24 protein-coding genes are annotated in these 22,347 nt (G+C 73.8%); 12 read left to right on the top strand and 12 right to left on the bottom strand.

Annotated elements, in window-relative coordinates:
- Positions 1-127: 127 nt before the first annotated feature.
- Positions 128-517, top strand: coding sequence for a cupin domain-containing protein (locus tag ABZ621_RS17580; protein ID WP_360605332.1), 390 nt, complete (start codon positions 128-130; stop codon positions 515-517).
- Here the strand turns inward: ABZ621_RS17580 and ABZ621_RS17575 are convergent.
- Entirely contained in the window at positions 514-1,257 is a 744-nt protein-coding gene (locus ABZ621_RS17575) for an NUDIX domain-containing protein (protein ID WP_360605330.1), read from the bottom strand. The genes ABZ621_RS17580 and ABZ621_RS17575 overlap by 4 nt on opposite strands.
- Positions 1,254-1,475, bottom strand: coding sequence for a hypothetical protein (locus ABZ621_RS17570; RefSeq protein WP_360605328.1), 222 nt, complete (start codon positions 1,473-1,475; stop codon positions 1,254-1,256). The genes ABZ621_RS17575 and ABZ621_RS17570 overlap by 4 nt, the downstream gene beginning before the upstream one ends.
- Positions 1,476-1,523: 48 nt before the next feature.
- Between ABZ621_RS17570 and ABZ621_RS17565 the strand changes: the two genes are divergently transcribed.
- The 3 genes from ABZ621_RS17565 to ABZ621_RS17555 all read left to right on the top strand — a co-directional run bounded on the left by ABZ621_RS17565 (position 1,524) and on the right by ABZ621_RS17555 (position 4,267).
- Positions 1,524-2,282 carry a DeoR/GlpR family DNA-binding transcription regulator gene (locus tag ABZ621_RS17565; protein WP_360605326.1) on the top strand — a complete coding sequence of 253 codons (759 nt, stop codon included), beginning with the start codon at positions 1,524-1,526 and terminating at the stop codon, positions 2,280-2,282.
- 171 nt (positions 2,283-2,453) lie between these two features.
- The gene (locus ABZ621_RS17560) at positions 2,454-3,137 is read left to right on the top strand and encodes a methyltransferase domain-containing protein (RefSeq protein WP_360605324.1); all 684 of its coding nucleotides are present in this window, start codon (positions 2,454-2,456) and stop codon (positions 3,135-3,137) included.
- 350 nt (positions 3,138-3,487) lie between these two features.
- Positions 3,488-4,267, top strand: coding sequence for an alpha/beta hydrolase (locus ABZ621_RS17555; protein WP_360605322.1), 780 nt, complete (start codon positions 3,488-3,490; stop codon positions 4,265-4,267).
- Between the two features lie 186 nt (positions 4,268-4,453).
- Here ABZ621_RS17555 and ABZ621_RS17550 read toward each other — a convergent pair whose 3' ends face one another.
- The 7 genes from ABZ621_RS17550 to ABZ621_RS17520 all read right to left on the bottom strand — a co-directional run bounded on the left by ABZ621_RS17550 (position 4,454) and on the right by ABZ621_RS17520 (position 12,088).
- Positions 4,454-4,912, bottom strand: a complete 459-nt coding sequence (locus ABZ621_RS17550) for an SUKH-3 domain-containing protein (RefSeq protein WP_360605320.1) — start codon at positions 4,910-4,912, stop codon at positions 4,454-4,456.
- 96 nt (positions 4,913-5,008) lie between these two features.
- Entirely contained in the window at positions 5,009-6,259 is a 1,251-nt protein-coding gene (locus tag ABZ621_RS17545; RefSeq protein WP_360605318.1) for an MFS transporter, read from the bottom strand.
- Positions 6,256-6,930 (bottom strand): dipeptide/oligopeptide/nickel ABC transporter ATP-binding protein, encoded by a 675-nt coding sequence (locus ABZ621_RS17540; protein ID WP_360605316.1) that lies wholly within the window; start codon positions 6,928-6,930, stop codon positions 6,256-6,258. The genes ABZ621_RS17545 and ABZ621_RS17540 overlap by 4 nt, the downstream gene beginning before the upstream one ends.
- Positions 6,927-7,850 carry an ABC transporter ATP-binding protein gene (locus ABZ621_RS17535; RefSeq protein ID WP_360605314.1) on the bottom strand — a complete coding sequence of 308 codons (924 nt, stop codon included), beginning with the start codon at positions 7,848-7,850 and terminating at the stop codon, positions 6,927-6,929. The genes ABZ621_RS17540 and ABZ621_RS17535 overlap by 4 nt, the downstream gene beginning before the upstream one ends.
- A 22-nt stretch (positions 7,851-7,872) precedes the next feature.
- Positions 7,873-9,693, bottom strand: a complete 1,821-nt coding sequence (locus ABZ621_RS17530; protein WP_360605614.1) for an ABC transporter permease subunit — start codon at positions 9,691-9,693, stop codon at positions 7,873-7,875.
- A gap of 137 nt (positions 9,694-9,830) precedes the next feature.
- The gene (locus ABZ621_RS17525) at positions 9,831-11,354 is read right to left on the bottom strand and encodes an ABC transporter substrate-binding protein (protein WP_360605312.1); all 1,524 of its coding nucleotides are present in this window, start codon (positions 11,352-11,354) and stop codon (positions 9,831-9,833) included.
- A 95-nt stretch (positions 11,355-11,449) separates the two neighbouring features.
- Entirely contained in the window at positions 11,450-12,088 is a 639-nt protein-coding gene (locus ABZ621_RS17520) for an endonuclease (RefSeq protein WP_360605310.1), read from the bottom strand.
- A 474-nt stretch (positions 12,089-12,562) separates the two neighbouring features.
- Here ABZ621_RS17520 and ABZ621_RS17515 point away from each other — a divergent pair, with 474 nt between their 5' ends.
- The 3 genes from ABZ621_RS17515 to ABZ621_RS17505 all read left to right on the top strand — a co-directional run bounded on the left by ABZ621_RS17515 (position 12,563) and on the right by ABZ621_RS17505 (position 17,018).
- Entirely contained in the window at positions 12,563-13,996 is a 1,434-nt protein-coding gene (locus tag ABZ621_RS17515; RefSeq protein ID WP_360605308.1) for a hypothetical protein, read from the top strand.
- A gap of 313 nt (positions 13,997-14,309) precedes the next feature.
- Complete coding sequence (locus tag ABZ621_RS17510) at positions 14,310-16,331, top strand: bifunctional serine/threonine protein kinase/MFS transporter (protein WP_360605306.1); 2,022 nt, start codon at positions 14,310-14,312, stop codon at positions 16,329-16,331.
- A 66-nt stretch (positions 16,332-16,397) separates the two neighbouring features.
- Positions 16,398-17,018: a hypothetical protein gene (locus tag ABZ621_RS17505; protein WP_360605304.1), complete on the top strand. Its 621-nt coding sequence runs from the start codon at positions 16,398-16,400 to the stop codon at positions 17,016-17,018.
- A gap of 146 nt (positions 17,019-17,164) precedes the next feature.
- Here the strand turns inward: ABZ621_RS17505 and ABZ621_RS17500 are convergent, their stop codons facing one another.
- Positions 17,165-17,650 (bottom strand): SRPBCC family protein, encoded by a 486-nt coding sequence (locus ABZ621_RS17500; protein WP_360605302.1) that lies wholly within the window; start codon positions 17,648-17,650, stop codon positions 17,165-17,167.
- 141 nt (positions 17,651-17,791) lie between these two features.
- On the opposite strand from ABZ621_RS17500, the gene ABZ621_RS17495 reads away from it, so the two are divergent.
- From ABZ621_RS17495 to ABZ621_RS17475, 5 genes are all read left to right on the top strand, one after another.
- Positions 17,792-18,439, top strand: a complete 648-nt coding sequence (locus ABZ621_RS17495) for an HAD-IA family hydrolase (RefSeq protein WP_360605300.1) — start codon at positions 17,792-17,794, stop codon at positions 18,437-18,439.
- 84 nt (positions 18,440-18,523) lie between these two features.
- The gene (locus ABZ621_RS17490; protein WP_360605298.1) at positions 18,524-18,973 is read left to right on the top strand and encodes a hypothetical protein; all 450 of its coding nucleotides are present in this window, start codon (positions 18,524-18,526) and stop codon (positions 18,971-18,973) included.
- Positions 18,974-18,991: 18 nt separating this feature from the next.
- A complete protein-coding gene (locus ABZ621_RS17485) occupies positions 18,992-19,678 on the top strand; it encodes an alpha/beta hydrolase (protein ID WP_360605296.1) in 687 nt (228 codons plus the stop codon).
- Positions 19,679-20,063: 385 nt separating this feature from the next.
- Positions 20,064-20,369, top strand: a complete 306-nt coding sequence (locus ABZ621_RS17480; protein WP_360605293.1) for a DUF6247 family protein — start codon at positions 20,064-20,066, stop codon at positions 20,367-20,369.
- The gene (locus tag ABZ621_RS17475; protein ID WP_360605292.1) at positions 20,366-20,626 is read left to right on the top strand and encodes a hypothetical protein; all 261 of its coding nucleotides are present in this window, start codon (positions 20,366-20,368) and stop codon (positions 20,624-20,626) included. The genes ABZ621_RS17480 and ABZ621_RS17475 overlap by 4 nt, the downstream gene beginning before the upstream one ends.
- Positions 20,627-20,665: 39 nt before the next feature.
- Here ABZ621_RS17475 and ABZ621_RS17470 read toward each other — a convergent pair whose 3' ends face one another.
- Positions 20,666-21,850 carry a serine/threonine-protein kinase gene (locus ABZ621_RS17470; RefSeq protein ID WP_360605290.1) on the bottom strand — a complete coding sequence of 395 codons (1,185 nt, stop codon included), beginning with the start codon at positions 21,848-21,850 and terminating at the stop codon, positions 20,666-20,668.
- Between the two features lie 35 nt (positions 21,851-21,885).
- Positions 21,886-22,338 (bottom strand): hypothetical protein, encoded by a 453-nt coding sequence (locus ABZ621_RS17465; RefSeq protein WP_360605288.1) that lies wholly within the window; start codon positions 22,336-22,338, stop codon positions 21,886-21,888.
- Between the last annotated feature and the right edge of the window lie 9 nt (positions 22,339-22,347).

Here is a 22,347-nt window from a genome sequence, read left to right as displayed (position 1 = left end):
CCGACCACCGGCCTGCCACCGCCGCGCCGCCTGCCTGCCCGCCCCCTGCCGCCGTGCCGCGGCCGGCCGGTCCGGCGGTCGACGTCCGCAACCCACTCGACGCACTACGCAGATTGGATGTCCCGACATGACCGCTGCACCGATCGATCTCTTCTCCTCGTTCATTCACCTGGACCAGAGCGGTGAGGTGAGCGCCGCGCGACCCGTGTTCGACTCCGAGCGGGACGGCTGGCAGTTGATGACCTTCCACGTGGAGACCGACGCCGACGTCCACGGCGACCACTGGGAGATCCACACCGAGGCGGACGAACTTGTGTCCTGCCTCACCGGCGGGATGCGTCTCTGCTTCCGCCCGGAGCGGCCGGGGGAGAAGGAGGAGGAGGTCACGCTGACGGCCGGGACGGCGGTCATCGTCCCGCGCGGGCGCTGGCACCGCATCGCGCTGGACGGTCCCAGCGACATCATGTCCGTCACCCTGCCGCGCGGCAGCCGCCTGCGGAGCCGTACCGAGGCCTAGGCGGGCCGCGGCCCCGCTCCTCGTACGGAAGACGTCCGGCCGTCCTCCTCGCCCGCCGCGAACGCCGGGCTCTTCTGATGCGGGGAGAAGGGGCCGAACAGGGCCGCCCATTGCAGGAGCAGGATGGTCTTGCCGTCGGTGATGCGTCCGTCGTGGGCCATGGCGAGGGCGTCGGTGAAGGGCACTTCGAGGACTTCGATGTCCTCGCCGTCCTCCTCCAGCCCTCCGCCGGCGCCGGTTCGGTCGGCCGGGGTGTAGGGCGCGGCGAAGAAGTGCAGGCGTTCGGTGACCGAGCCGGGGCTCATGTAGGCGTCGAGCACGGGTGTGAGCGGGCCGAGGGCGACACCGAGTTCCTCGGCGCTCTCGCGGCGGATCGCCGTGTGCGGGTCGTCCGCGTCGAGGAGTCCCGCCGCCGCCTCGACGAGCATGCCGTCGGGGTGATCGTTGACGTAGGCCGGGTAGCGGAACTGGCGGGTGAGCAGGACGCAGCCGCGTTCGGAGTCGTAGGGCAGGACGACGGCGCCGTTGCCGCGGTCGTACGTCTCCCGCTGCTGGGTCTCCCACCGGCCGTCGCGGCGGCGGTAGTCGAAGGTGGTGCGGCGCAGGACGTGCCAGCCCTGGGAGGTGAGTTCGACGTCGCGGATCCGGACGTCGGGGTTGCGGTCGAGCTCGCGTCCGGCCAGGTGAAGGCCGGTGCGTCCGCGGTGATCGGGGGTGTCGATCCCCGCGCGGCCGGTCATGCCGACACCGGCGCGGGGCGGCGGGTCGTCGCGGTGCCCTCGTGCGGGACGGGCCGGAGCCGGCGGTGCGCGGCCGCGACGTCCTGGCCGGGGAGGGCGTCGGAGGGGGAACCGACGGGGGAACCGATGGGGGGATCGGCCGGCGGATCGGTGGTGGCGCCGACGGGGACGGATCGGAAGGGGGCGGCGATCGGGATGGGCTGCGGCTCGTCGTTCATGCCCGTTAAGATACATGCAGGATCGTGCAAGAACAGGAAGGAACGTGCATGCTGGCTGCTGAACGGCGCGAGCACCTGCTCGAACTGCTCGCCCGCACCGGGAAGATCGTGGCCAAGGACGTCGCCACCGGCCTCCGCGTCTCGGAGGACACCGTGCGGCGCGACCTGCGGGACCTCGCCGCCGAGGGGCTGTGCCAGCGGGTCTACGGCGGCGCGCTTCCGGTGTCTCCCGCCGTGGCGGACTACGACGCCCGGCAGGCGCTGGCCTCCGACGGCAAGCGCAAGGTCGCCTCGGTGGCCGCGGGGCTCGTACGGCCGGGCGGCTCGGTGATCCTCGACGGCGGAACCACCGCCCTCGCCGTGGCGCGGGCCCTCCCGAGGGACCTCGCGTGCACGGTGATCACCCACAGCCCGACCATCGCCACGGCGCTGATCGACCATCCGCACGCGGAGCTCTTCCTGATCGGCGGCCGCGTCTTCAAGCACTCGGCGGTCACCTGCGGCGCCGCCGCCGTCGAGGCGGCGCAGAACGTCTCCGCCGAACTCTGCCTGCTCGGCGTCACGGGCGTTCACCCCGAGGCGGGACTGACCACCGCCGACGCCGACGAGGCGGCGATGAAACGCGCACTGTCCGCACGGGCCGCGGACACGTACATCCTGGCCTCCTCCGAGAAGATCGGCACGGCCTCGCCGTACCGCGTCCTGCCGTGGGAGTCGATCACCGGACTGATCACCGACGCGGACTCCGGGGACCCGACGGTGGGGCGACTCGCGGCGCTCGGCGTGGACGTCCTGGCAGCCGGCTGAAAGCCGAGCCGGACGAGGACGCGGGAAGCGGGACGAAGGTGGGGGCGTCGCTCGGTTCATGATCGGCCGGGCCCGGTCCCGGGCCCGGGCTCGTACGAAGACTCCTCCCTGCCTTTGCCGTTTCGGCAACAGGACTGGCCCGGCGAGGAGGCGCTGGGCGACGGTGGGGTCATGGCCGACGACACCGCAGCAGAAGTCCTCTCCTCCGACAGCCCCTCCTTCGCCGATGGCTACATCGGCGACCCCGCCGTGCGCGACGAGTGGGACAGCCGCTACTCCGAGCGCCCGCAGCTCTGGAGCGGACAGCCCAACGGGGCGCTCGTCGCGGGGGTCGCCGACCTCCCGCCCGGGCGCGTGCTGGACGTCGGCTGCGGCGAGGGGGCGGATGCCATCTGGCTCGCCCGCTCCGGCTGGGACGTCACCGCCGTGGAGGTCTCGGGCGTGGCGCTGGCCCGGGCCGCCGCCCATGCGCGGGAGGCCGGCGCCGGCGTGCGCTGGGTGCACGCCGGTCTGACCGAGGCGGCGCTCCCGCCCGCCTCCTTCGACCTGGTCTCCGCGCAGTACCCGGCGCTGCTCCGCACCCCGGGCGCGGCGGCCGAGCGCGCCCTGCTCGACGCCGTCGCGCCCGGTGGCGTCCTGCTGTTCGTCCACCACGCGGGCATGGACGAGCACCACGCCGGCCAGGACAGCGCCTTCGACCCCGCCGACTACGTCTGGCCCTCGATGGTCGCCGCGCTCCTCGGCGACGACTGGAGGATCGAGGTCGACGAGGAGCGCCCCCGCGTGCTCCCCGAGGGCGGCGCGGGCGCCCACCACACCCACGACGTCGTGCTGCGCGCCCGCCGCCTCCGCTGACACCCCGGACCCCGATGACACTGCCGAGGAGACCGCCGACGACGGCGATGGCGGCCACCAGGGCGGCGAATATCTCGGGGTTGTCCTCGAAGTACTTCACCGCCACATGATGTCGAATCCGACTGCTTCTCAGGCAGGCTCCGTCACGCGCCGCCGCCTTTGCTGCGCGGGCAGTCGGGGTGCCGACAGCGAAGGGCGGCCGCGGGCGCGTCCGACGGCCGGACGCGGGGCGGTCGCACCGCGTGCACCGGGGCGGGGAGTGCGATCGTGGACGGTCTGCGGGGCGGACCGATGACTTTCACCGGGCATCGCGGTCCACCCCCGCAGTGATCACGATGAAGGGTGATGCGATGAGCTACGCAGACGTCAACGGCCTGTCCCTGTACTTCGAGGAGCACGGCTCCGGTGAGCCCGTCATCCTGCTGCACGGTGGGCTCGGAGCGGCGGAGACGCTCGCGCCGCTGGTGCCGGTGCTGTCGCGGAACCGCAGGGTGATCCTGGTCGATCTGCAGGGTCACGGGCGCACGGCGGACATCGACCGTCCGCTGCGCCCGGAGTTCATGGCGGACGACATCGCTGCCCTGATCAAGCACCTCGGATGCGAGCGGGCCGACCTGCTGGGCTACTCCACGGGGGCGGACGTCGCGCTGCGCACGGCGATCCAGCACCCGCACACGGTGCGTCGGCTCGTGATCGTGTCCACGCCCTGCAAGCGCGAGGGCTGGCACCCGGAAGTCGTCGCCGCGATGGACCAGATGAGTGCCCAGGCCGCCGAGGCGATGAAGCGGTCCCCGGTCCACGGGCTCTACGCGCGGCTCGCGCCCCGGCCCCAGGACTGGCCGGTGCTGGTCGGCAAGACGGCCGAGCTGAAGCACCGGGACTACGACTGGAGCGCCGAGGTCCCCGCCATCACCGCGCCCACCCTGCTCGTGTTCGGCGACGCCGACGCCATCCGCCCCGCGCACATGGTGGAGTTCTACGCCCTGCTCGGCGGCGGCCTGAAGGACGCCGGCTTCGACGGATCGGGCCGCTCGCATGCGCAACTGGCCATCCTGCCCGGCGCCGGCCACTACGACATCCTGGCCCACCCGGGTCTGACGGCCGCCATCGCGCCCTTCCTGGCCTCATGACGCGAGCCGGATCGGCACCGTGGAATCAATCTGTGCCTGGTGGAAGATGCCGATTCCGACTGTTCCGCCGAGGAGGAGCTGCTCCGTCCTGAGCCGGCGCCGGTGAGCCGTGCGCGTCAATCCGGGGGCGGACTTCTGGAGATCACGATCCGCTCTGTGAGTGCCACCAATTGACCGGGTCGTTCCTCAGAAGAACGTCATGTCCCAGTCGCCAGTGATCAGAGCACGCATGGCTGCCTCGAAGCCGTGTGCCACTCGCTGAACTCCGGCGTCACCGGCGAGGAGGATGTCACCGTTCTCCGCGAGGAGAACCATCTCCTCGGTCGAGAGGGCGACGCCCAGCGGCAGTGCGGACATGCCGAGGCGCTTTTCGAAGGACCGGACGTTCGGCGCGTAGGCCTGGGCGACCTCGTCGATCGAGATCGTCAGGGACGATTCGTCCCCGGTGACGTACGACGGCCAGAACACCGTCGTCTCGCCGTACGCCGCCAGGAACTCCAGGAGTTCGTCGGTGACAGGGAAACCCGACCTTTGATAGGCCAGGCGGGCCGCCTTGAGGTCCACGAAGCCGCACTCGACTCGTGAGGCACCGGTGAACGCCCTGCGGAGGGTTTCCTCTCTCGCCTGGATCTTCTCCGCACCCATCCGATGGCACCTCTCTTTGCATTCCAGGCACCATGACTCGCCGTTCTCACGTGCGAGGAATCCGTCGCCGCGTTGATGGCCGATGCGCGATCGCGATCACGATATCGAGGTTTCCCCGGGCGATCGGCGGCCGGTTGCCGCCGTCGGCTCGGCGCGTTCCCTTGGGCTCGTGGTCGGGACGGCGGTGAGGGCGAGGAGCGGGAGCGCGCCCAGGATCAGCCACGGCAGGGAGCCGCCGAGGTCGAGGAGGGCGCCGAGCGGGGCGCCGGCCGCGAGTACGGCCAGGCCGGACAGGGAGGAAAGAGCTCCGGTGAACAGTCCGAGGTGCCGGTGGTCCACGAGGTCGGGGAGCATGGCCCGGGTGGCGGGCAGGATCAGCGTCTGCCCGAGGGTGAGCAGCACCGTGAACGCCAGGGCGGCCCAGATGCCTTCCAGGGGCCGCAGGAGCGCTGCCGCCGCGAAGGACCCGGCGATGACGAGGAGGCCGGCCCGCGCCGCGCCGGGATGGTCCAGGCGCGTGGCGGCCAGCTTCTCCACCGGTCCGGACAGGCACACGACCAGCGTGGCGGAGAGCGCGAACAGCCAGCCCAGCGCGGCCTGGGAGCCGGTGGAGCGTTCGAGTTCGGCCGGCAGCGCCAGGTAGAGCTGGTTGTAGGCCAGCAGATAGGCCGCGTACGCGACGGTGAGTCGCAGGAAGCGACGGTTGCCCAGGACGAGCCGTACCGTCGTCCTCACGCCCTCGGCACCGGGCGGAGTCCCCGCCCCGTTCCCGTCCTTCCGTGGCATCAGCAGAGTATGGGCCGCGAAGACGAGTACGAAGACGGCCGCTCCCGCGAAGCACGCCGAGCGGAACGCGGTGTCGCCGCCCCAGGCGAGGAGGAGGGATCCGGCTGCCGGGCCGATGAGGGCGCCGGCCTGGCCGCCGGCCGCGAAGCGGGCGAGGGTCCGGGTGCGGCGGGGGCCTCCCGCGTGCTCGATGCGCAGCGCCTCGCGGGTGATCTCGGACTCGACCGCCGGCGAGAACAGCGCGGCGGCGAAGCCGACGAGGGTGACGGCTCCGATGACCGTCCCGACGCCCGTCGCCAGTGCGAGCCAGCAGAATCCGGCGACGCGCAGCGCACAGCCGACGAGGACGACGGGGCGTGGCCCGTACCGGTCGGTGAGCAGTCCTCCGACCACGAAGAGGCCCTGCTGGCTGAAGGTCCGCAGGCCGAGGACGAGCCCGACCACGGCCCCGCTCAGGCCGAGCGTTCCCGTCAGGTGCTCCGCGAGATACGGCAGGACGGCGAAGAAGCCCGTGTTGAAGGCGAATTGACTGCCGATCAGAAGGCGGCCGAGCGGTGTCATGGGGTGAGCCTGCCGTCGCGCATGGTCAGGACGCGGTCGCTGACGTGCCGGACCGCCGTGTGGTCGTGGGAGATGAGCAGATAGCCCACACCCAGGGAGTCCTGGAGGCCCATCAGCAGATTGAGGACTCCCGCGCGCAGGGAGGGATCGAGCGCCGAGGTCGGCTCGTCGAGGACGAGCAGTTCGGGGCGCGTGGCCAGGGCGCGGGCGATGACGACACGCTGGCACTGGCCTCCGGACAACTCGTGCGGGAACCGCGGTCCGTGGGCGGGCGAGAGCCCGACGAGTTCCATCAGTTCGTCCACGCGGGCCGGTCCGTCCGCCCGGGACCACCGGCCGTGGACGCGCAGGGGTTCCGCGATCTGGTCACGGACCCGCCGGCGCGGGCTCAGAGCCCCGTGGGGGTCCTGGAAGACCGGCTGGAACCGGGGCCGCAGGAGCCGGAGTTCGCGTTCCGGAAGGTCGGTGACGTCGATTCCGGCGAGGTGCACCGCGCCGGCGGCCGGCCGGAGCAAACGCAGCACCGCCAGCGCGGTCGTCGACTTGCCGCAGCCCGACGGGCCGACCAGGCCGACCGCTTCCCCGCGACCGACCGTGAACGACACCCCGTTCACGACCTGACGTGTTCCGTACCGTACTTCGAGGTCACGCACGTCCAGGAGAGCGTTCACGCCGTCGCCTCCTCAGAGGGGTGGTGGCAGGCCACGGCGCGGGCATCCACCGTACGGAGCGTCGGCTCCGCGCGCCGGCAGAGGTCGTCGGCGCCCGGGCAGCGGGGCGCGAAGCCGCACCCCGCGCCGCCCGCTCCCGGCGCGGGCGGCGCGCCGGCGAGGACGGGGAGGCGCGCCCGGCGGGGAAGCCCGGTTCGCGGGAGGGAAGCGAGCAGGCCCCGTGTGTACGGGGCGACCGGGCGTTCCAGTACCTGCTCCGCCGAGCCGAGTTCGGTGATCCGTCCGGCGTACATCACGGCCACGCGGTCGGCGTGCCGTCGTACCGCCGGCAGGTCGTGACTGACGAGCAGCAGGGTGGCCCCCGCTGCCGCGCAGCGTTCGCGGAGCAGCGTCAGCACGGCTTCCTGGCGCTCGGGATCGAGCGCGGTGGTCGGCTCGTCGGCCACGACCAGCGCCGGCCCGTTCACCAGGGCCATCGCGATCACGGCACGCTGCCGCATCCCGCCCGACAGGGCGTGCGGATACGCGCCGGCGGCCTCCGGTCCGAGACCGACCGCGGCGAGCGCGCGGCGGGCCGCCGACCGGGCCTCGCGGCGTCCCGTGCGGGTCACCGACCTTATGGAGAAAGCGAGTTGGTTCTCGACGCGGTGCACCGGCGACAGGGCCGACATCGCGTCCTGGGGGATCCACGCGATGCGGCGGCCGAGATCGGCCGGTGTGACCGGGCCGCCGTCCAGCAGCACCCGACCCCGCACGGTGGCCTCGCGCGGGACCATCCCCAGCAACGCCCGCGCGGTGAGGGACTTGCCCGCCCCGGACTCGCCGACCAGGGCGAACGCTTCACCGGCGGCCAGTTCGAAGGAGACTCCGCGGACGGCCTCGGCCTCACCGCCGGGGAAGCCGATCCGCAGACCGTCCACCCGGAGCAGCGGAGCCGGGGCATCAGACGGAGGGACGGGAAGAGGGTCGGGAAGAGGGTCGGGCCGGGGGACGGACGGGGGCACGTTCGGAGAGGCGGGCGGAGATGCGGGTGGAGACGCGGGTGGAGGGACGTGCGGAGGGAACGACACGGGGGCGGGCTTTCTTCGAAGCGAGCACGGAACCGGGGGAGCGCGGGCCGGGGTGGCGGGCGGTGCCGAGGGACGACAGGCAGACCGCGAGCGCGGCGAGCAGCGCGAGGGCCACGGCAGGGGCGAGGGCGGGGACCGGTGCCCGCTCGACGTAGTCGGCCGATTCGTCGAGCAGCAGTCCCCACTCGGGCGACGGGGGCCGGGCGCCGAGCCCCAGGAAGCCCAGCGACGCCAGGGCGAGCGCGACGCCCGGCAGGCGCAGCACGGCGTGCCGGGCGACCGGACCGGCCACCGACGGCAGGACGTGCCGCGTCCACACCCACAGGGGGCTCGCGCCGATGGCCCGCTGTGCCGACAGGAACCGGGAGGCCCGTATCTCCTGGACCAGGGCGGCGGCGTGGGCGGCGAGCGGGGGCCACGACGTCAGCGTCACGGCCAGCGCGGCCGTCCCGGCTCCCGGACCGGTGACCGCCGCGACCAGCATCCCGGTGAGGACCGGCGGCAGCGCGTTGGCGACGTCCGAGAAGCCGGACGCCACTCCCGGGACGAAACCGAGCGCGAGCGCGATCAGCCAGCCGGCCGCCGTCACGGCCGCGGCGGTGCCCACCGTCGCCGCCGCACCGTGCCCCAGGCGGGCGAGCACGTCCCGGCCGAGCGCGTCCGCGCCGAGCGGATGCGAGCGGGAAGGCCCGGCGAGCCGGGCCGCCACGTCCACCGCGTACGGATCGCGCAGCAGGCCCCACCAGACCACCCCCGCCAGAACGACCGCCAGTACGACCGGCACGGCGAGCGTGATCCGTCGGGGACGCGGCGCGGGAAGCGCGAGCCCGGCCTCCCGCAGGGCGGGCCCCAGCAGCCGGCGCCGGACCAGCGAGGCCGTGGCCCCGGCGAGCAGCCCCAGCCCGAGCAGCGCGAGAACGCACCCCTGGAGCAGCGGCAGGTCCTGCGACGTCGCCGCGCCCAGCGCCGTACGGCCGATGCCGGGTACGGCGAACACCGTCTCCACGGCCACCGCTCCGCCGGTCAGACCGACGGCCACCATGCCGAACTGGGCGGCGAGCGCGGGCATCGCGCGGCGCACCGCCGCCCTGGTGATCCGCCACCGGCCGATGCCCGCCCCGCGCCACGACTCCACCCACCGTTCTTCGAGCACGGCCGGGAGCGCCTCGGCGACCAACCGGCCGAGGAGCGCGCCGGCCGGCACGCCGAGGGCCACGGCCGGCAGCACCAGATGGGCCGGCCCCGCCCAGCCGGACGTGGGCAGCCACCCCAGCCACACGCCGACCGTCAGGAGCAGGACCAGGGCGAGCAGGAACTCGGGAACCGCCGCGAGCACCGCTGCCGGCGTCCCGCCCGTGGCGCGTCCCCGCAGCAGTGCCGGGGCGGCGAGCAGCGCCCCGACGACGAGGGTGACGGCCAGGGCCGCGCCCATGAGCGTCAGCGACACCCCGAGCCCGGACACGACCGTCGTCAGCACGTCGGTGCCCGACACCCACGAGACCCCCAGGTCGCCGTGGAGCAGCCCGTTCAGCCAGCCGCCGAGAAGCCCCACGGGGCCCGCGTCCAGGCCGAGGTCGGCCCGGATGGCGGCGAGCGCCTCGGGCGTCGGTTCCTGTTCGGCGGACCGGGCGCGAAGCAGGGTGAGCGCCGGATCCCTGCCGGAGAGCCAGGGCAGCAATCCGACCGCGGTCATGACGGCGGCCAGGGCGACGAGCCGCGCGGTGCTCGCCCGTACGGCCGCGGGGGAGGGCGCGCGCAGGCCGGGGACGGGAGCCTTCGCCGTACGGCGGTGGAACAGTGCCCTTACCGTACGGCGGTGGAACAGTGCCTTCACCGTACGTACGTGTCGATGGTGACCAGCTCGCGCTCGCGAGGGTCGTGCGCGGCGTCCACCACGTTCTCGGCGTCGCCCTGGATGACTCGTTCGTGCAGCAGCGGCACGGCCGCGTCGGTGGCGAGCACGGCGGCCTCGGCCGTGACGACGGCCTTCCGCCGCGCTTCGCCCGTTCCCGTCGTCGCGGCGACGGAGAGCGCGGAGTCGACGGCGGGATCGGAGAGCTGGGAGATGTTGAAGGAACCGTCACCCGCGAAGTCGCTGTACAGGTACGCCGCCGGGTCACCGGAGTCGAGCACGGTGGCCCGTGACAGGACGAAGGCGTCGAACTTCCCGGCCAGGGCGTCCGCTTCGATGTGCGCGTACTCCCGCACGTCCAGCTCGACCTCGAACCCCGCCTTGCTCAGCTGCTGTTGGAGCAGCTGGGCGACCTCGGGAAGCTCGGCCCGGTCCGTGAACGTGCCGATGGTGATCGTGGCGCCCTTCGGGTCACCGGCCGCCGTGCGCCGGGGCGGGGTGCGCAGCTTCGCCGCCCAGGGCAGCGCCGGTCCCAGGAGGCCGTCGGCGCGGTCCGCCCGGCCCTCGTACACACCCGCGACGAGGCTCCGCGCGTCGACGGCCTCACGGGCGGCGGCCCGCAGCGCCGGATCGCGGAAGGCGCCGCGCTCGGTGTTCAGGTACAGGGTGTTGGTCCGGGGCATCGGCACCTCGGTGACGAGGGCCGGGTCCAGCAGGCCGGCCTGCGAGACGGGCACCGCCTCGACGATGTCCGCCTCCCCGCTGCGCAGCGCGGCGGCCCGGGCGGTCCCGTCGGGGACGTAGCGCACGTCGATGCCCGGGGCCTTCGCCCGGCCGCCCCAGTAGCGGTCGTACCGGTCGAGAGTCGCCGACGAGGTGCCGTCGGCGCGCACGAGGACGAACGGTCCGGTGCCGGCGCCCACGGGGTTCACGCTCCTGCCCCGGTACGCCTTGGCGGCCAGGATCGACAGCTGGGGAGAGCTGAGTCGCTGCGGTACGAGGGGATCGGCGCGGGTGGTGGTCACGGTCACCGAACGGGGGCCGTCCGCCCGGACGGTGAGGTCGACGCCGTCGAGGATCCGCGGCTTCGGTGAGGCCGTCGCGGCGGCGGAGAGGGAGCGGACGACGTCCGAGGACGTGAGCGGGCTGCCGTCGTGGAAGGTGACGCCCTGGCGGAGGGTGAACGTCCAGGTCCTGCCCTGCTGCCGCCAGCCCGTCGCGAGGGAGGGGAGGGCGTCGCCGTCGGGGTCCAGGCGGACCAGGGTCTCCGCGGTGGACCACCGCGACAGCTTGAAGGCGTCGTCGGAGAGCGGGGAGAGTCCCGATCGCGGCGGCTGCATCATCGCCACCCGTATGCGCTCGCCGTCGTCCCCGGACCCAGGGCCGGCCTCGCCCCCGCCGCCTGCGAAGCAGCCGCTCAGGAGGGCCGAGGCCGTGGCGGCGGAGAGGAGGGCGGTCACGCTGCGGCGGGTTCGGCGCGGGTGGGGGGAGGGGTGAGACATGCGGATCCTCAAGGGTGCGGTGGTGAGGATCCAGACCTTAACAGAATGAAAATCGTATTCATTAAGGGGGTGGGGCGGGGCGAGGTCCGATGCGGTCAGGCGGCCCGGAGATTCCGTGCCGCGTCTTTCGAGAGGCCGACTCGGACGAGCGCGGCGGCGAGCCTCGCGTGGTCCTCCGGAGGTACGCGACGTCCGAGGCCACGCGGCGTGTGCGGAAGACCGAGGGTCCGCGCCCCTTCGCACGCCCGGTCGTCGAAGTACGGACGCAGCCACGGCCGGACCGCCTGGGCCTCGCGGCAGAAGATGTCCGCGCCGACCGGGCCGATCCGCGGCACCTCCCGGAGCAGCTCGCGCAGGGCCTCCGGGTCGCCGTCGGCCTCGTCCCGCAGGCGGCGGAGGTCGCCGTGCCAGCGTGCGAGCACCAGGCGCGCCCCGTCGCCGAGGGCGGTGGCGGTGCTCTCGTCGTACCGCACGTAGTGGGCCCTGCCCAGGGCGTCCACCCGGTCCTGCCAGTCGGAGCGGGCCATCGCCCGGGGTGTCCGGAACCCGGCCCGGGACAGCTCCCGCGCGGCCGCGACCGCCGTGTCGGCGCTGATCCGGATCGAGCAGAGCACCGTGAGCACCAGGAGCCGGTACAGCGGGGAGGGCTTGTCGCGGAGGGGGATGCCCGCCTGCTGGGCGTAGGTCCGGCCGTACGCGGAGAGCAGTCGGGAGGCCATCGTGTCGGGGGTCATCTCCCGCGTACCTCGCCTTCGTGCGTCGGAGTGCGGCGGCGTCGCTCCGTACGTCGCTCTCGGGTCTCTCCGGTCTGTCCGGTCTGTCAGGTCTCTCCGAGCGGCTGCCCGGCAACGGGGTCGTCACACGGGGGTATCGGCACCGGATCCGCGGCCGGATCCACGACGCCATCACGGCGGGCGCGCCACGGCCCGCGCATACTGGGGCCGTTCCACGCGGGAAGACGCCGCCGACTGGTTCCCGGACTGGGTCCACCGGGCGGAGTCGCCCGAGGGAGCGGCTCCGTGACGTACCTCGTCCGCGACGCGGCCGGAGGGGCCGGAGGGGCCGGAGGGGCCGGACGGCCATCCCGCCATCCGTTGGCCGTCACCTGCGAGCATCACGGCATGACCACGCCTGCCCCTCCTCCTCCGTCGTCCGACGTGCCGTGCTCGCCCGCGCCTCCCACGTCCGGCGGGTCGGCCACATCGGCCGTGTCCGTGCTGGCGGCGCTGCTCGACCGTTCGGTGCAGCGGATGGCGGAGGCCGCGGCGGACGTTCGCGTCTTCGACCGGGAGGCGGTGCGCGAGGCGGCGGACGTGTGGGACAACAACCTGTTCCCGCTCTTCTGGGCCGTGAGCGCGGCGAGCGCCGGTGAACGGGAGCGCCGGGCGTCGGCCGTACTGGAGTGGATGGCGGGTCTCGGCGAGCGGCGGCGCGCATGGATGACCGAGCAGGCCGCCATCGCCGGTCACGACGTCGGAGCGCTCCTGCCGCCGGCACCGACCGGGCCGTACACGCCGGGCCGGGACTACCTCGGGCACGTCATGGCACCGCAAGACCGGCTCACGCGAGAGAAGGCGGAGGAGTTGGCCGCCGACTACGACATGACGACCGCGACCGTGCGGCACATGCGGGTGGAGCGCGCCGGCCGTCGGCTGACCGCCTTTCTCCAGGTGGTCGCCGACCGCAGGTTCGCCGTCGTAGGGCCTGTGCCGCCCGTCGCCGTGCTGAACGTGTGGCTGGACGGCGTCACGGACGTCGACTTCGCCGCCTCCGGCGCCGGCGGAGTGACCCTGGACGCCGGACCGGGGGAGATCGGGATATCCCTGGGTGGGGGCGGCCGGCTCCGCGCGGCCGGTGGAGAGTGCCATCCGGACGACCACTCCTGGCACCTGTCGGCCGCCGGCCGACGCGCGGACGCGGTCACCCCTCCGCGCACCGGCGGGGAGGCGCGGCCGCGTCAGGCGCCGGGCGGAGACCTGGGCCCCGACGCGCACGCCGCCGCCGTGCTTCTGCACCGCGCCATGCTGGAACTCCGCTCGGTGCGCTACCCCGAGCACGCGGATCGCGTTCCCGTGCTCATGCTGTGCCGGGCGTTCTCGGGGGCGGGGACGGCGATCCTCGCCGCCGGGGCGCGGACGGACGCACGCCGCCGGGAGGCGGCGTTCCGCGACGTGATCCGACGGTGGGCCGTCCAGGGCGGTCCGCGGCTCGCCCGCGGGTTCGCCCGCGTCCTCAGGGCGGAGACGGGCCGAACGGACCTCGTCGAGGCGCCGCCGATCGCCGACCGAACGCCGCCCTCCCTGGCGGACGGCTCACCCGTCCACGGCCGTACGCCTTCGCGTGCGGTGCTCGTGATGGCCTCCTGGACGGCCGCGCACACCGACCACCGGACGGAACGCCCGGCTGCCGCGCAGCTTCAACTCGCCCTGCCGCCCCGCCCCGACGCGACCACGCCTGCGCGCTGGCGGCTTCGCACGGTCGGCTGCGCGGAGCCGGAAGCCTTCCGCCTCCGCGCCGCCGCGTTCGAGGGCGCGGGTCCGCTCGTCCAGGTGGGGGCGCCGACCGCGGCCCGCGGTCTCGACCTGCACCAGGGGGCCCTGTTCGTCGCCGCCAGGGACGGCCGGCGTGCGTCCATGGGCTGACCTCCCCGCACGCACGCATGTACGCACGCACGCTCCGCAGCACACGGACGGGTCGGCCGGTCGGGCGGGCGATGCCAGGCGCGCAGCCGTCCCGGCGTGTCCTGGCTCGTCGTCAACGCACCTCGAACGGCGGGAGGTTGGCGCTGCGAGACGCGTTCTGGAATTCTGTTCCAACTCGAGATCTCCGCACCCACACGGGGGAATCACCACACATGGGACGTGACGCACTCCGCTCAGCGCAACCGATCGACCCCGCCCCGCCCGCCGCACCCCGCGGACCGGACGACCGGCACCGAAAGGGCTGACCTCTACCGTGGAACAGCTGACGGGGGAGGACCCCGCGCACATCGGCCCGTACCGCCTGATCGCCCGCCTGGGCGCGGGCGGGATGGGCCTCGTCTACCTGGGCCGCTCCGACCTGGGGCGTACCGTCGCCGTCAAGGTCGTCCAGGCCGAACACGCCCAGCACGCGGAGTTCCGCAGACGGTTCGCCCGCGAGGTGGCCGCGGCCCGGAGGGTGGGCGGCGCCTGGACCGCCGACGTCCTGGACGCCGACACCGACGCCGCCGTGCCGTGGGTGGCGACCCAGTACATCCCCGGGCCCGACCTGACCACCGTCGTGGCCCGGGACTTCGGGCCGCTGCCCGAGCACTCGGTCCGCACCCTCGCCAACCGCCTCGCCCTCGCCCTCCAGGCCGTGCACGAGGCGGGCCTCATCCACCGCGACCTCAAACCGTCCAACGTCCTGGTCACCGTCGACGGCCCCCGCGTCATCGACTTCGGGATCGCCCGGGCGATGGACAGCCTGGCCGGCGACAGCCTGCACACCCGCACCGGCATGCTGATCGGCTCGCCCGGCTTCATGTCGCCCGAGCAGGTGCGCGGGCTCGAACTGACCCCCGCGTCCGACGTGTTCTGCCTGGGCGCGCTCCTCGTCTACGCCGCCACCGGACGGCTCCTCTTCGGCGCCACGGACACCGGCCTCAACGCCCACCTCTTCCGGATCGCCGAGGAAGAGGCGGACCTGACCGGCGTGCCGGACGCGCTCGTCGATCTCGTACGCGCCTGCCTCGACAAGGACCCGGCCAAGCGGCCCACCCCGCACGAGGTGGCCGCGCGCACGGCGACCGACCAGGCGGGAGAGTGGCTGCCGGGGGCGGTACTCGCCCAGCTCGGCCGCCGCGCCGCCCATCTGCTGGACTACGCCCCCGCCGCAGCGCCCACTCCACCCGCAGACGCCGGTGCCGCCGCGCCGCAGGACCCCCGCGTCCCACCCGCCAGAACGCCGGTGCCCGCGCCACCCGCTCAGCCCGCGTACGTCCCGACCGCCCCTGCACACTCCGCGCACTCCGGGCACTCCGGTGCCGCCGCCGGCTTCGGCGCGCCGCTTCCTCCGTCACCCGGAGCCTGGGGCGCCGCGCCCACGTCCCCGGCCCGCCTCCCGGAACCGGAGGCCCCGATGCCCCGGCGTTGGTGGGGCCTGGTCGTGCTCGCGCTGGCCCAGTCGGTCGTCGTCTTCGACGCGGTGTTCGCCAACACGGCGATGATGCACGCGGGCGCCGGCAGGGACCTGGGGCTTCCCGGCGACGGCTGGAAGGTGTCGTCCACCGTCTACCTGGACGTGATGCCCCTCGCCTACGCGCTGGCCTTCGTCGGGGTGCTGCTGTTCGGCGCCAGGATCGCGGACCTCATGGGGCGCAAGCGGATGCTGGTGATCGGCCTGGCGGGCTTCGCGGCGGCCGCCGCGCTCGGCGGACTCGCGCCGTCGTCCGGCGTCTGGATCACGGCCCGCGCCCTGCAAGGGGCCTTCGCCGCGCTGGTCTCGTCGTCCGCGGTGCCCCTGGTGTCCACCTCCTTCGCCGACCTCCAGGAACGCCGGAAGGCGTTCGGGATCTACGTCGCCATCGCGGGCGCCGGCGGCCCGGCACTCGGCCTGCTGGCGACCTGGTGGCTCCCGATGGCCCTGGACTGGCGTGCGTGTCTGTTCGCCGGAATCCCCTTCGCGGTGACCGCCGCGATCGCGGCGGCGGTCCTGGTACGCGACCGTCCGGGGAGCATCGGCCTCCGCTTCGACGGCCGGGGCGTGCTGCTGGGCGCCGCGGGAGTCGTCGGCGTCAGCGGGGCCGTACCGCACTTCACGGGGCAGGCCATCCTGCTCCCGGCCGCCGTCCTCCTGCTCACGGCCTACGTGTGGTGGCAGACGAGGACGGCCGGCGCCCTCGCCGCGCCGCCCGACACCCGCGCTCCGGCACCCGTCGGGTACGTCCTGGCGGCGGCCCTGACCAACGTCGGCGTCGTCGTCCTGCTCATGGCCACCGGACAGCTCCATTCCTAGCCGAGCGCGCAGGGGTCCGACGATCGGTTAAGGCGGTTCTCATGTGGGGCGCCTAGCGTGCGCCGCATGGACACGAAGACGACCGAGTCGGCCGAGACGATCGACAAGACCGCGACGACCGCTGCGACCGCGACGACCGCGAAGACCGCGACGACCGAAGAGACGGCAGCGGGCCCGGACAGCGAGACCACCGGGCACGCTGCCGTCGACGACGGTGCGGACCCGATCGACGAACTGCGCGATGACGAGCACGACGGCGATGACGAGGACGATGACGAGGACGCGGCCTCCGGCCGGCCGGAGGCCACCGGCGCCGGCGTCGGTGCCGCCGCCGCTGCGGTCGTGTCCGCCGCGCTCTCCGTCGTCGCCCTCACCGGCACCTGGACCGGCAAGGTCGTCGCCGAGCGCGAGACGCTCGTCGGCCAGATCAAGACCTCCGGCACCGGCACCCCCGCGCAGCAGATCAGCGAGATCTACGGCGACGCCTGGCACAGCACCGCGCTGGTCAACGGGGTCTTCGCGCTCCTCGCCGTGATCGTCGCCGTCCTCGTGCTCACCCTGCCCCGGCGCCCCGTCTGGGTCCGCGCGATCGCCGTCGCGGGCGCAGTACTCGGCGGGATCGGGCTGTTCCTGTCCGTCGGTACGTACTTCGACCTGTTCCTGAGCCTGCCGACGACCGGCTCCTGAGCCCCACCGCACGCGGCCGCTCCGAACGCCCCCTCGGACGGCCGCCCTCGCCAGTCCTTCCGGCCCCCTGGCCAGTCCTTCCGGCCGGAGGGGCATCGGGGCGGTACGTCCCCCTGGGGCCGGTCCACAGACGGGGACGTCAGCTCTCAGAGTCCGGCGGTGGCCGTCTGCGCGATGCGTGCGAGGGTGGTGCGCATGCCGGCCCGGTTGAGCGCCACGCGGCGGGCCGGGTTGGAACCGGCGAAGACCGTTCCGAGGAGTTCGGCGGCGCGGGCGCGGACCCCCTCGGTCCGCAGGTCCTGCCAGAACTCGGTGACCCGTGTGCCCGAGCCCTCCGGCTCGAACCGGTAGCCCCAGCGCGCGATCGGCAGCCCGAAGGCGCTGATGTCGAAGACGAACTCGCTGTCCGGGCGGGCCTGGGTCACGCGCCCGACGGTCGGCCAGAGGAACGGCCCGCGCCGGTTGAACCCGACGAACCGGGAACCCGTACGCGCCGGAGGCCGCAGCACCCACACGGACCGGCACTCCGGGCTCCAGCGCCCCATGTTCCGGAGGTCCGACACCAACCCGTAGACGACCGCGGGCGGTGCGTCGACCACCACGCTCTCCTCCAGGCTCCACTGCCGGTCCATGGCCCGCTCCCTCTGTACCGTGCGACACCGTCGCCGACTTCCTACTCGCCGGTACGGTAATGGGTGCGGCGGCCGCCTGTCTCCGGATCTTCGCCGACCGGACCCTGTGCGAGAGCTTCCGTCGACGAAGAGGGGATTCACATGACCGAGGCCTGCGTCATTCTCGACATCGGTGGCGTGCTGGAGTTCACGCCGGACACGGGATGGGTGCAATGCTGGGAGGAGCGGCTGGAGTTGCCGCGCGGCACGGTCCACGCGCGGATGCACGACATATGGCGGGCGGGGAGCCTCGGGAGTGTCAGCGAGAAGGACGTGCACGAGCAAGTGGCGGTCCGATTGGGGCTCGACGCCCCGCAGGTCGACGCCTTCATGGCCGACCTCTGGGCGGAGTACCTGGGGACACCGAACGAGGAGCTCATCGACTACCTTCGCGGGCTGCGCGGAAGGTGCAGGCTGGGCATCCTGAGCAACAGCTTCGTCGGCGCCCGGGAGCGGGAGACGACGCTGTACCGCTTCGACGAGTTGGTGGAACAGATCGTCTACTCGCACGAGATCGGCATCGAGAAGCCCGACCCCCGTGCCTTCGACGCCGCGTGCGCCGCCATGGGCGCGCGGGCGGAGGACTGCCTGTTCGTCGACGATGTCGCGGTCAACGTCGAGGCGGCGCGGGCGACGGGCATGCAGGCGCATCTGTACGAGGACAACGCCCGGACCATCACGCGCATCGCGGCCCACCTCGACGCCGGCACCTTCCCCCCGGCCGAGCCGGATGCCTCACGCCGACCCTGATCCGGACGGGTCCTGCCGAGGAGGCCCTGGCCGGTCTCGGTCACGTCGCTGGGGCCCGGCGCAGCGGCACGGTAGCCTCGCGCGATGCGAGGCACCTCGGTGGCGCGGTTCGACGGCGAGCCGACCGACGACCACCACCTGATCCACGCGGACTGGCACGCGAGCATCCGCCGGCAGGGGCAGGCTCTGGACGCCCCGATCGGCCAGGAACACGCGGCCGTGCCCGGCTGCTCCTGCGGCATCGGCACGCAGGCGATCGGCGTGGCCCTGCGCGGCGTCGACCCGCGTACCGCCGCCGGCGGCATGCGTCGACTCCTGACCAGCGCACGCCCCTACGACGACCTGCTCCGCGACCGGCCGACGTCGACGCCTCCCCAGGTCCACGTGACGGCCGACCGCGCCGGCACCCCGGAAGACGGGGAGTTCCGCGTCCGGGCCCGCCGGACCACCTCCTGGGTGCTCGGCCACGACCGGCTGTCCGGCCTCGCGACCGAGGCCGGGCTCGCGGACATCAGGTCCCGCGCCGGCGAGTAGAGAGACGAGGACCGCGTGATGAGTACGTTCGTGTTGATCCATGGTGCGGGTGATGGCGGGTGGTACTGGCACCTCGTCGAGGAGGAGCTCAGGGCGCGTGGTCATGGGGTGGTGGCGGTGGACCTTCCGGGCGGGGACGAGTCGCTGACGCTCGACGACTACGCCGACGCCGTGGTCGAGGCGGTGGGTGACCGGCCCGGCCGCCTCGTGGTCGTGGGGCAGTCGTTCGGGGCGTTCACCGCGCCCCTGGTCGCCGTACGCCGCCCGGTCGACGAGCTGGTGCTCGTCGCGGGGATGGTGCCCAGGCCGGGCGAGTCACCGGACGACTGGTGGAGCGACACCGGATTCGCCGACGCCGTGAGACGCCAGGCGGCCCGGGACGGGGGCCTCACCGGGAGCGACGATCCGTACGTCACCTACTACCACGACGTGCCCCGTGCGCTCGCCGAGGAGGCGCTGGGGAGGGAGCGTCCGCATCCGTCGGTGGCCGCCTCGGCCCAGCCGTGGCCACTCGACGCCTGGCCGGACGTGCCGACCACGTTCGTGTTGTGCACCGAGGACCGCCTCTTCCCTCCCGACTTCCTGCGTGGAGTGGTGCGGGAGCGTCTCGGGCTGGTCCCTCGGGAGATCGCCGCGAGCCATTGCGTCGCGCTCAGCCGCCCGGTGGAGCTGGCCGACATCCTGACCGGCGAAGCCCCCGACTGACGGGCGTCAGTGAGGGCGCCGACCCGCCAGGTGGTCCTGGAGCTCATGGTGACGGAACCGGTAGGCGGCCCCCGCCGTGCGGCGGCCGGCTGTGTGCGGCCCGCACCGAACACGTTCACCATCTGCCGGACCAGCCATTCCTCCAGGTCCTGACCGGTCCACGAGGAGGCCGCCACCGGTGATCAGCATGCGCGGGGGCGAGAGCCGGCCGTACAGCGCGGTCAGTTCGCTCAGCCGGCCCTGCTCAGTGGACTTGGGAATCACCGCACAGGTCCGCGCCGTCGCGCCCGCGACGCCCCGAACGGAGGGAATCCCCACGTTGCCCATCCCCGCCGCGCCGCCCCGCACGTACAGTGGCGAGACCACGTCCCTCCTGGAGGTGCCGATGAGCGCGAAGCCCGACCACGGCCTCGACACACCCCGCGCACCCGCGCCCGGCGCGCCGGCCGAGCTCCTCGCGCGGCTCCGTTCCAGCGACCGCGCGGAGCGGTGGGCACCCGCCTTCGAGCGGGAGTGGACGGCCGCGTTGGAGGAGTCCCGTCGGACCTTCTCCCTCGCCGGGCTGTACCGGGTCGTGCAGGACTGGCAGGGGCGTCTTGCCCACGCCTCGGCGGTCGACGCGTTCATCACCTCCGGTTACGACGACAGCGACGCCGTCGACATGGCGGAAGTGAGGGGAAGGCGGCGGTGACCGGCGGCCCGTACGCGGTTCGTCTCACCTCGGTGGCGGCGAAGGTGCTCGACACCCTGCCCGGTCGGGTCGAGGACACGGTGTGGGACGTCCTGGACGCCGCCGCGGCCGATCCGTGGGGCTTCCGCCAGTGGAACGCCGACGACCCCGAGGGTGACGACATCCGCTACGCCTCCGTGGGCCGGACGTCCCTCACCTACTGGGTGAACAGGCCCCTGCGACATCTGACCGTCCTCAGCGTCGTCTGGCTCGGCTAGGCACTCCGGCGGAGCGGCCGACGCCCGGGTGGGGCGCTGTCAGGGGGCGGGCCGCCACTCGTACGTGCGGGTGCCGGGGAGGTGGGTGCACAGGAGGGCGTAGCCTTCCGGGCTGAATCCGACGGCGAGGGCCTCGTCCGCCCCGCACGGCGTGAACGGCGTCGGGCCGTCGGGGTCCGGGAGGCCCCGGGCGGCGTCGCTGGGGATCGGGGTCGGTGGGGGAGGGGAGTTCCCGGTGTCGTGGTCGTGCCCTGCCGTCAAGGTCGGGGCCAGCGCCAGGGCCAGGGCGGCGGCCACGGCGAGTGCCGTGGCTCCGGCCGCCGCCACGACCGCCCGCCGGGCGAGCGGGCTGTGCCGGGCCGCGTTCGCCGTCGTGGCGCCCGGTGCGGTGACGGGCCGGACGGGGACGCCGAGGACGAGGTCCGGTGCGTCGTCCGGGAACTGGTCGGGGATGGTGAAGGCTTCGCCCGCCCACGTCACCGGCCAGCGTTCCGGGCCCAGCTCGCGCCTCGCCCGCGCGAGGGCGTCGCGGGCCGCCGCCGCCGTCGGGCGGGCCTCCGGGCGGGTGGCGGTCATCGCGGTGACGAGCGCGGGAGGGGCGCCCAGCTCGCGGAGGACCAGGCCCGCCGCGTACACGTCCTGCGCGGGTGAACTCGCCCCGCCCGCGAGGACTTCCGGTGCCAGGTAGGCGGCCGTGCCCGTCACGAAGCCGGGGGAGGTGAGGTGGACGTGCGGGAGGACGCGGGCGACGCCGAAGTCGCCCAGGTAGGCGTGCGGGCGGCCCTCGCCCGTCGCGGCGAGCAGGACGTTCGACGGCTTCACGTCGCGGTGCACGAGACCGGAGGCGTGTACGGCCGTCAACGCGTCGAGGAGTTGCTCCGCGATCAACAGGGCTACTGTGGGCGGGAGTTCGCCGTAGTCCGCGAGGAGGCTCGCCACGGTTCCGCCCCGGACGAGCGGGAGCACCAGCCACGCCTCGTCCGCGCGGACGAACCAGTCGAGCGGGCTGAGCACATGCGGGTGCCCCACCCGGACCGACAGCTCGCAGACCAGCCTGAGCAGCGACTCGACCCCGGCGCCCCCCGACACCTTCACGGCCACGTCCCCGGCCCCCGGACCCCCGGCGGCCCGTGTGTCGACCGCCCGCCAGACCGTCCCCTGCGCGCCGCGCGCGATCGGCGCGACGAGCCGGTACCGGTCGGCGAGCATCCCCCCTGGCTCCATGCGCCGCAGCGTACTCCGGCGCGGGAGGCGGATGTTCAGGAGGAGACCGTGACCACCAGCGTCGTGCCGGTGGCGACGACCGAGACGGCGTCCGTGCCCTTGGTGGCGGTCACCGTGCCGGCGACCTCCATGACGGTGTAACCCTGGCCCTCCAGGGCCTTGCGGTACGCGTCCACGGCAGAGGGCTGGTCGTAGGTGGTGTAGGTCAGGACGTACGCGCCCTTCCCGCCGGTGACCGAGGTGAGCCGGCCGTCCGGCAGGGGCAGCCCCTGCGGCAGGTCCTGCGGGAGCGACGTGCCTCCGGCGGGGGCGTCCGATGCCGTCGCCGAGGGATCCGAGGCGGTCGGGTCCTCGGGCGCGGAGGTGGTCGGGGGCTTGGCCGAGGGGGCGGCGTCGTCCTTGGCGTCGGAGCCGCCTCCGCAGGCGGTGAGCCCGAGACCCAGGACGAGAGTCGCGGCGAGGACCGAAGAGGTGCGCTTCCAGGGCATGGTGACGAC

Origin of the sequence: Streptomyces sp. NPDC007863 (assembly GCF_040633895.1) — a bacterium.
Classification (GTDB): Bacteria; Actinomycetota; Actinomycetes; order Streptomycetales; family Streptomycetaceae; genus Streptomyces.
This window is presented reverse-complemented; position numbering and strand designations above follow the sequence as displayed.

What these genes read in the sequence shown, in the direction of transcription:
- ABZ621_RS17470 (WP_360605290.1), bottom strand. Translation starts at nt 21,850, where the DNA reads ATGGAGCCAGGGGGGATGCTCGCCGACCGGTACCGGCTCGTCGCGCCG.
- ABZ621_RS17525 (WP_360605312.1), bottom strand. Translation starts at nt 11,354, where the DNA reads ATGTCTCACCCCTCCCCCCACCCGCGCCGAACCCGCCGCAGCGTGACC.
- ABZ621_RS17570 (WP_360605328.1), bottom strand. Translation starts at nt 1,475, where the DNA reads ATGAACGACGAGCCGCAGCCCATCCCGATCGCCGCCCCCTTCCGATCC.
- ABZ621_RS17465 (WP_360605288.1), bottom strand. Translation starts at nt 22,338, where the DNA reads ATGCCCTGGAAGCGCACCTCTTCGGTCCTCGCCGCGACTCTCGTCCTG.
- ABZ621_RS17505 (WP_360605304.1), top strand. Translation starts at nt 16,398, where the DNA reads ATGGACACGAAGACGACCGAGTCGGCCGAGACGATCGACAAGACCGCG.
- ABZ621_RS17560 (WP_360605324.1), top strand. Translation starts at nt 2,454, where the DNA reads ATGGCCGACGACACCGCAGCAGAAGTCCTCTCCTCCGACAGCCCCTCC.
- ABZ621_RS17555 (WP_360605322.1), top strand. Translation starts at nt 3,488, where the DNA reads ATGAGCTACGCAGACGTCAACGGCCTGTCCCTGTACTTCGAGGAGCAC.
- ABZ621_RS17565 (WP_360605326.1), top strand. Translation starts at nt 1,524, where the DNA reads ATGCTGGCTGCTGAACGGCGCGAGCACCTGCTCGAACTGCTCGCCCGC.
- ABZ621_RS17545 (WP_360605318.1), bottom strand. Translation starts at nt 6,259, where the DNA reads ATGACACCGCTCGGCCGCCTTCTGATCGGCAGTCAATTCGCCTTCAAC.
- ABZ621_RS17480 (WP_360605293.1), top strand. Translation starts at nt 20,064, where the DNA reads ATGAGCGCGAAGCCCGACCACGGCCTCGACACACCCCGCGCACCCGCG.
- ABZ621_RS17500 (WP_360605302.1), bottom strand. Translation starts at nt 17,650, where the DNA reads ATGGACCGGCAGTGGAGCCTGGAGGAGAGCGTGGTGGTCGACGCACCG.
- ABZ621_RS17485 (WP_360605296.1), top strand. Translation starts at nt 18,992, where the DNA reads ATGAGTACGTTCGTGTTGATCCATGGTGCGGGTGATGGCGGGTGGTAC.
- ABZ621_RS17575 (WP_360605330.1), bottom strand. Translation starts at nt 1,257, where the DNA reads ATGACCGGCCGCGCGGGGATCGACACCCCCGATCACCGCGGACGCACC.
- ABZ621_RS17495 (WP_360605300.1), top strand. Translation starts at nt 17,792, where the DNA reads ATGACCGAGGCCTGCGTCATTCTCGACATCGGTGGCGTGCTGGAGTTC.
- ABZ621_RS17490 (WP_360605298.1), top strand. Translation starts at nt 18,524, where the DNA reads ATGCGAGGCACCTCGGTGGCGCGGTTCGACGGCGAGCCGACCGACGAC.
- ABZ621_RS17520 (WP_360605310.1), bottom strand. Translation starts at nt 12,088, where the DNA reads ATGACCCCCGACACGATGGCCTCCCGACTGCTCTCCGCGTACGGCCGG.
- ABZ621_RS17530 (WP_360605614.1), bottom strand. Translation starts at nt 9,693, where the DNA reads ATGACCGCGGTCGGATTGCTGCCCTGGCTCTCCGGCAGGGATCCGGCG.
- ABZ621_RS17580 (WP_360605332.1), top strand. Translation starts at nt 128, where the DNA reads ATGACCGCTGCACCGATCGATCTCTTCTCCTCGTTCATTCACCTGGAC.
- ABZ621_RS17550 (WP_360605320.1), bottom strand. Translation starts at nt 4,912, where the DNA reads ATGGGTGCGGAGAAGATCCAGGCGAGAGAGGAAACCCTCCGCAGGGCG.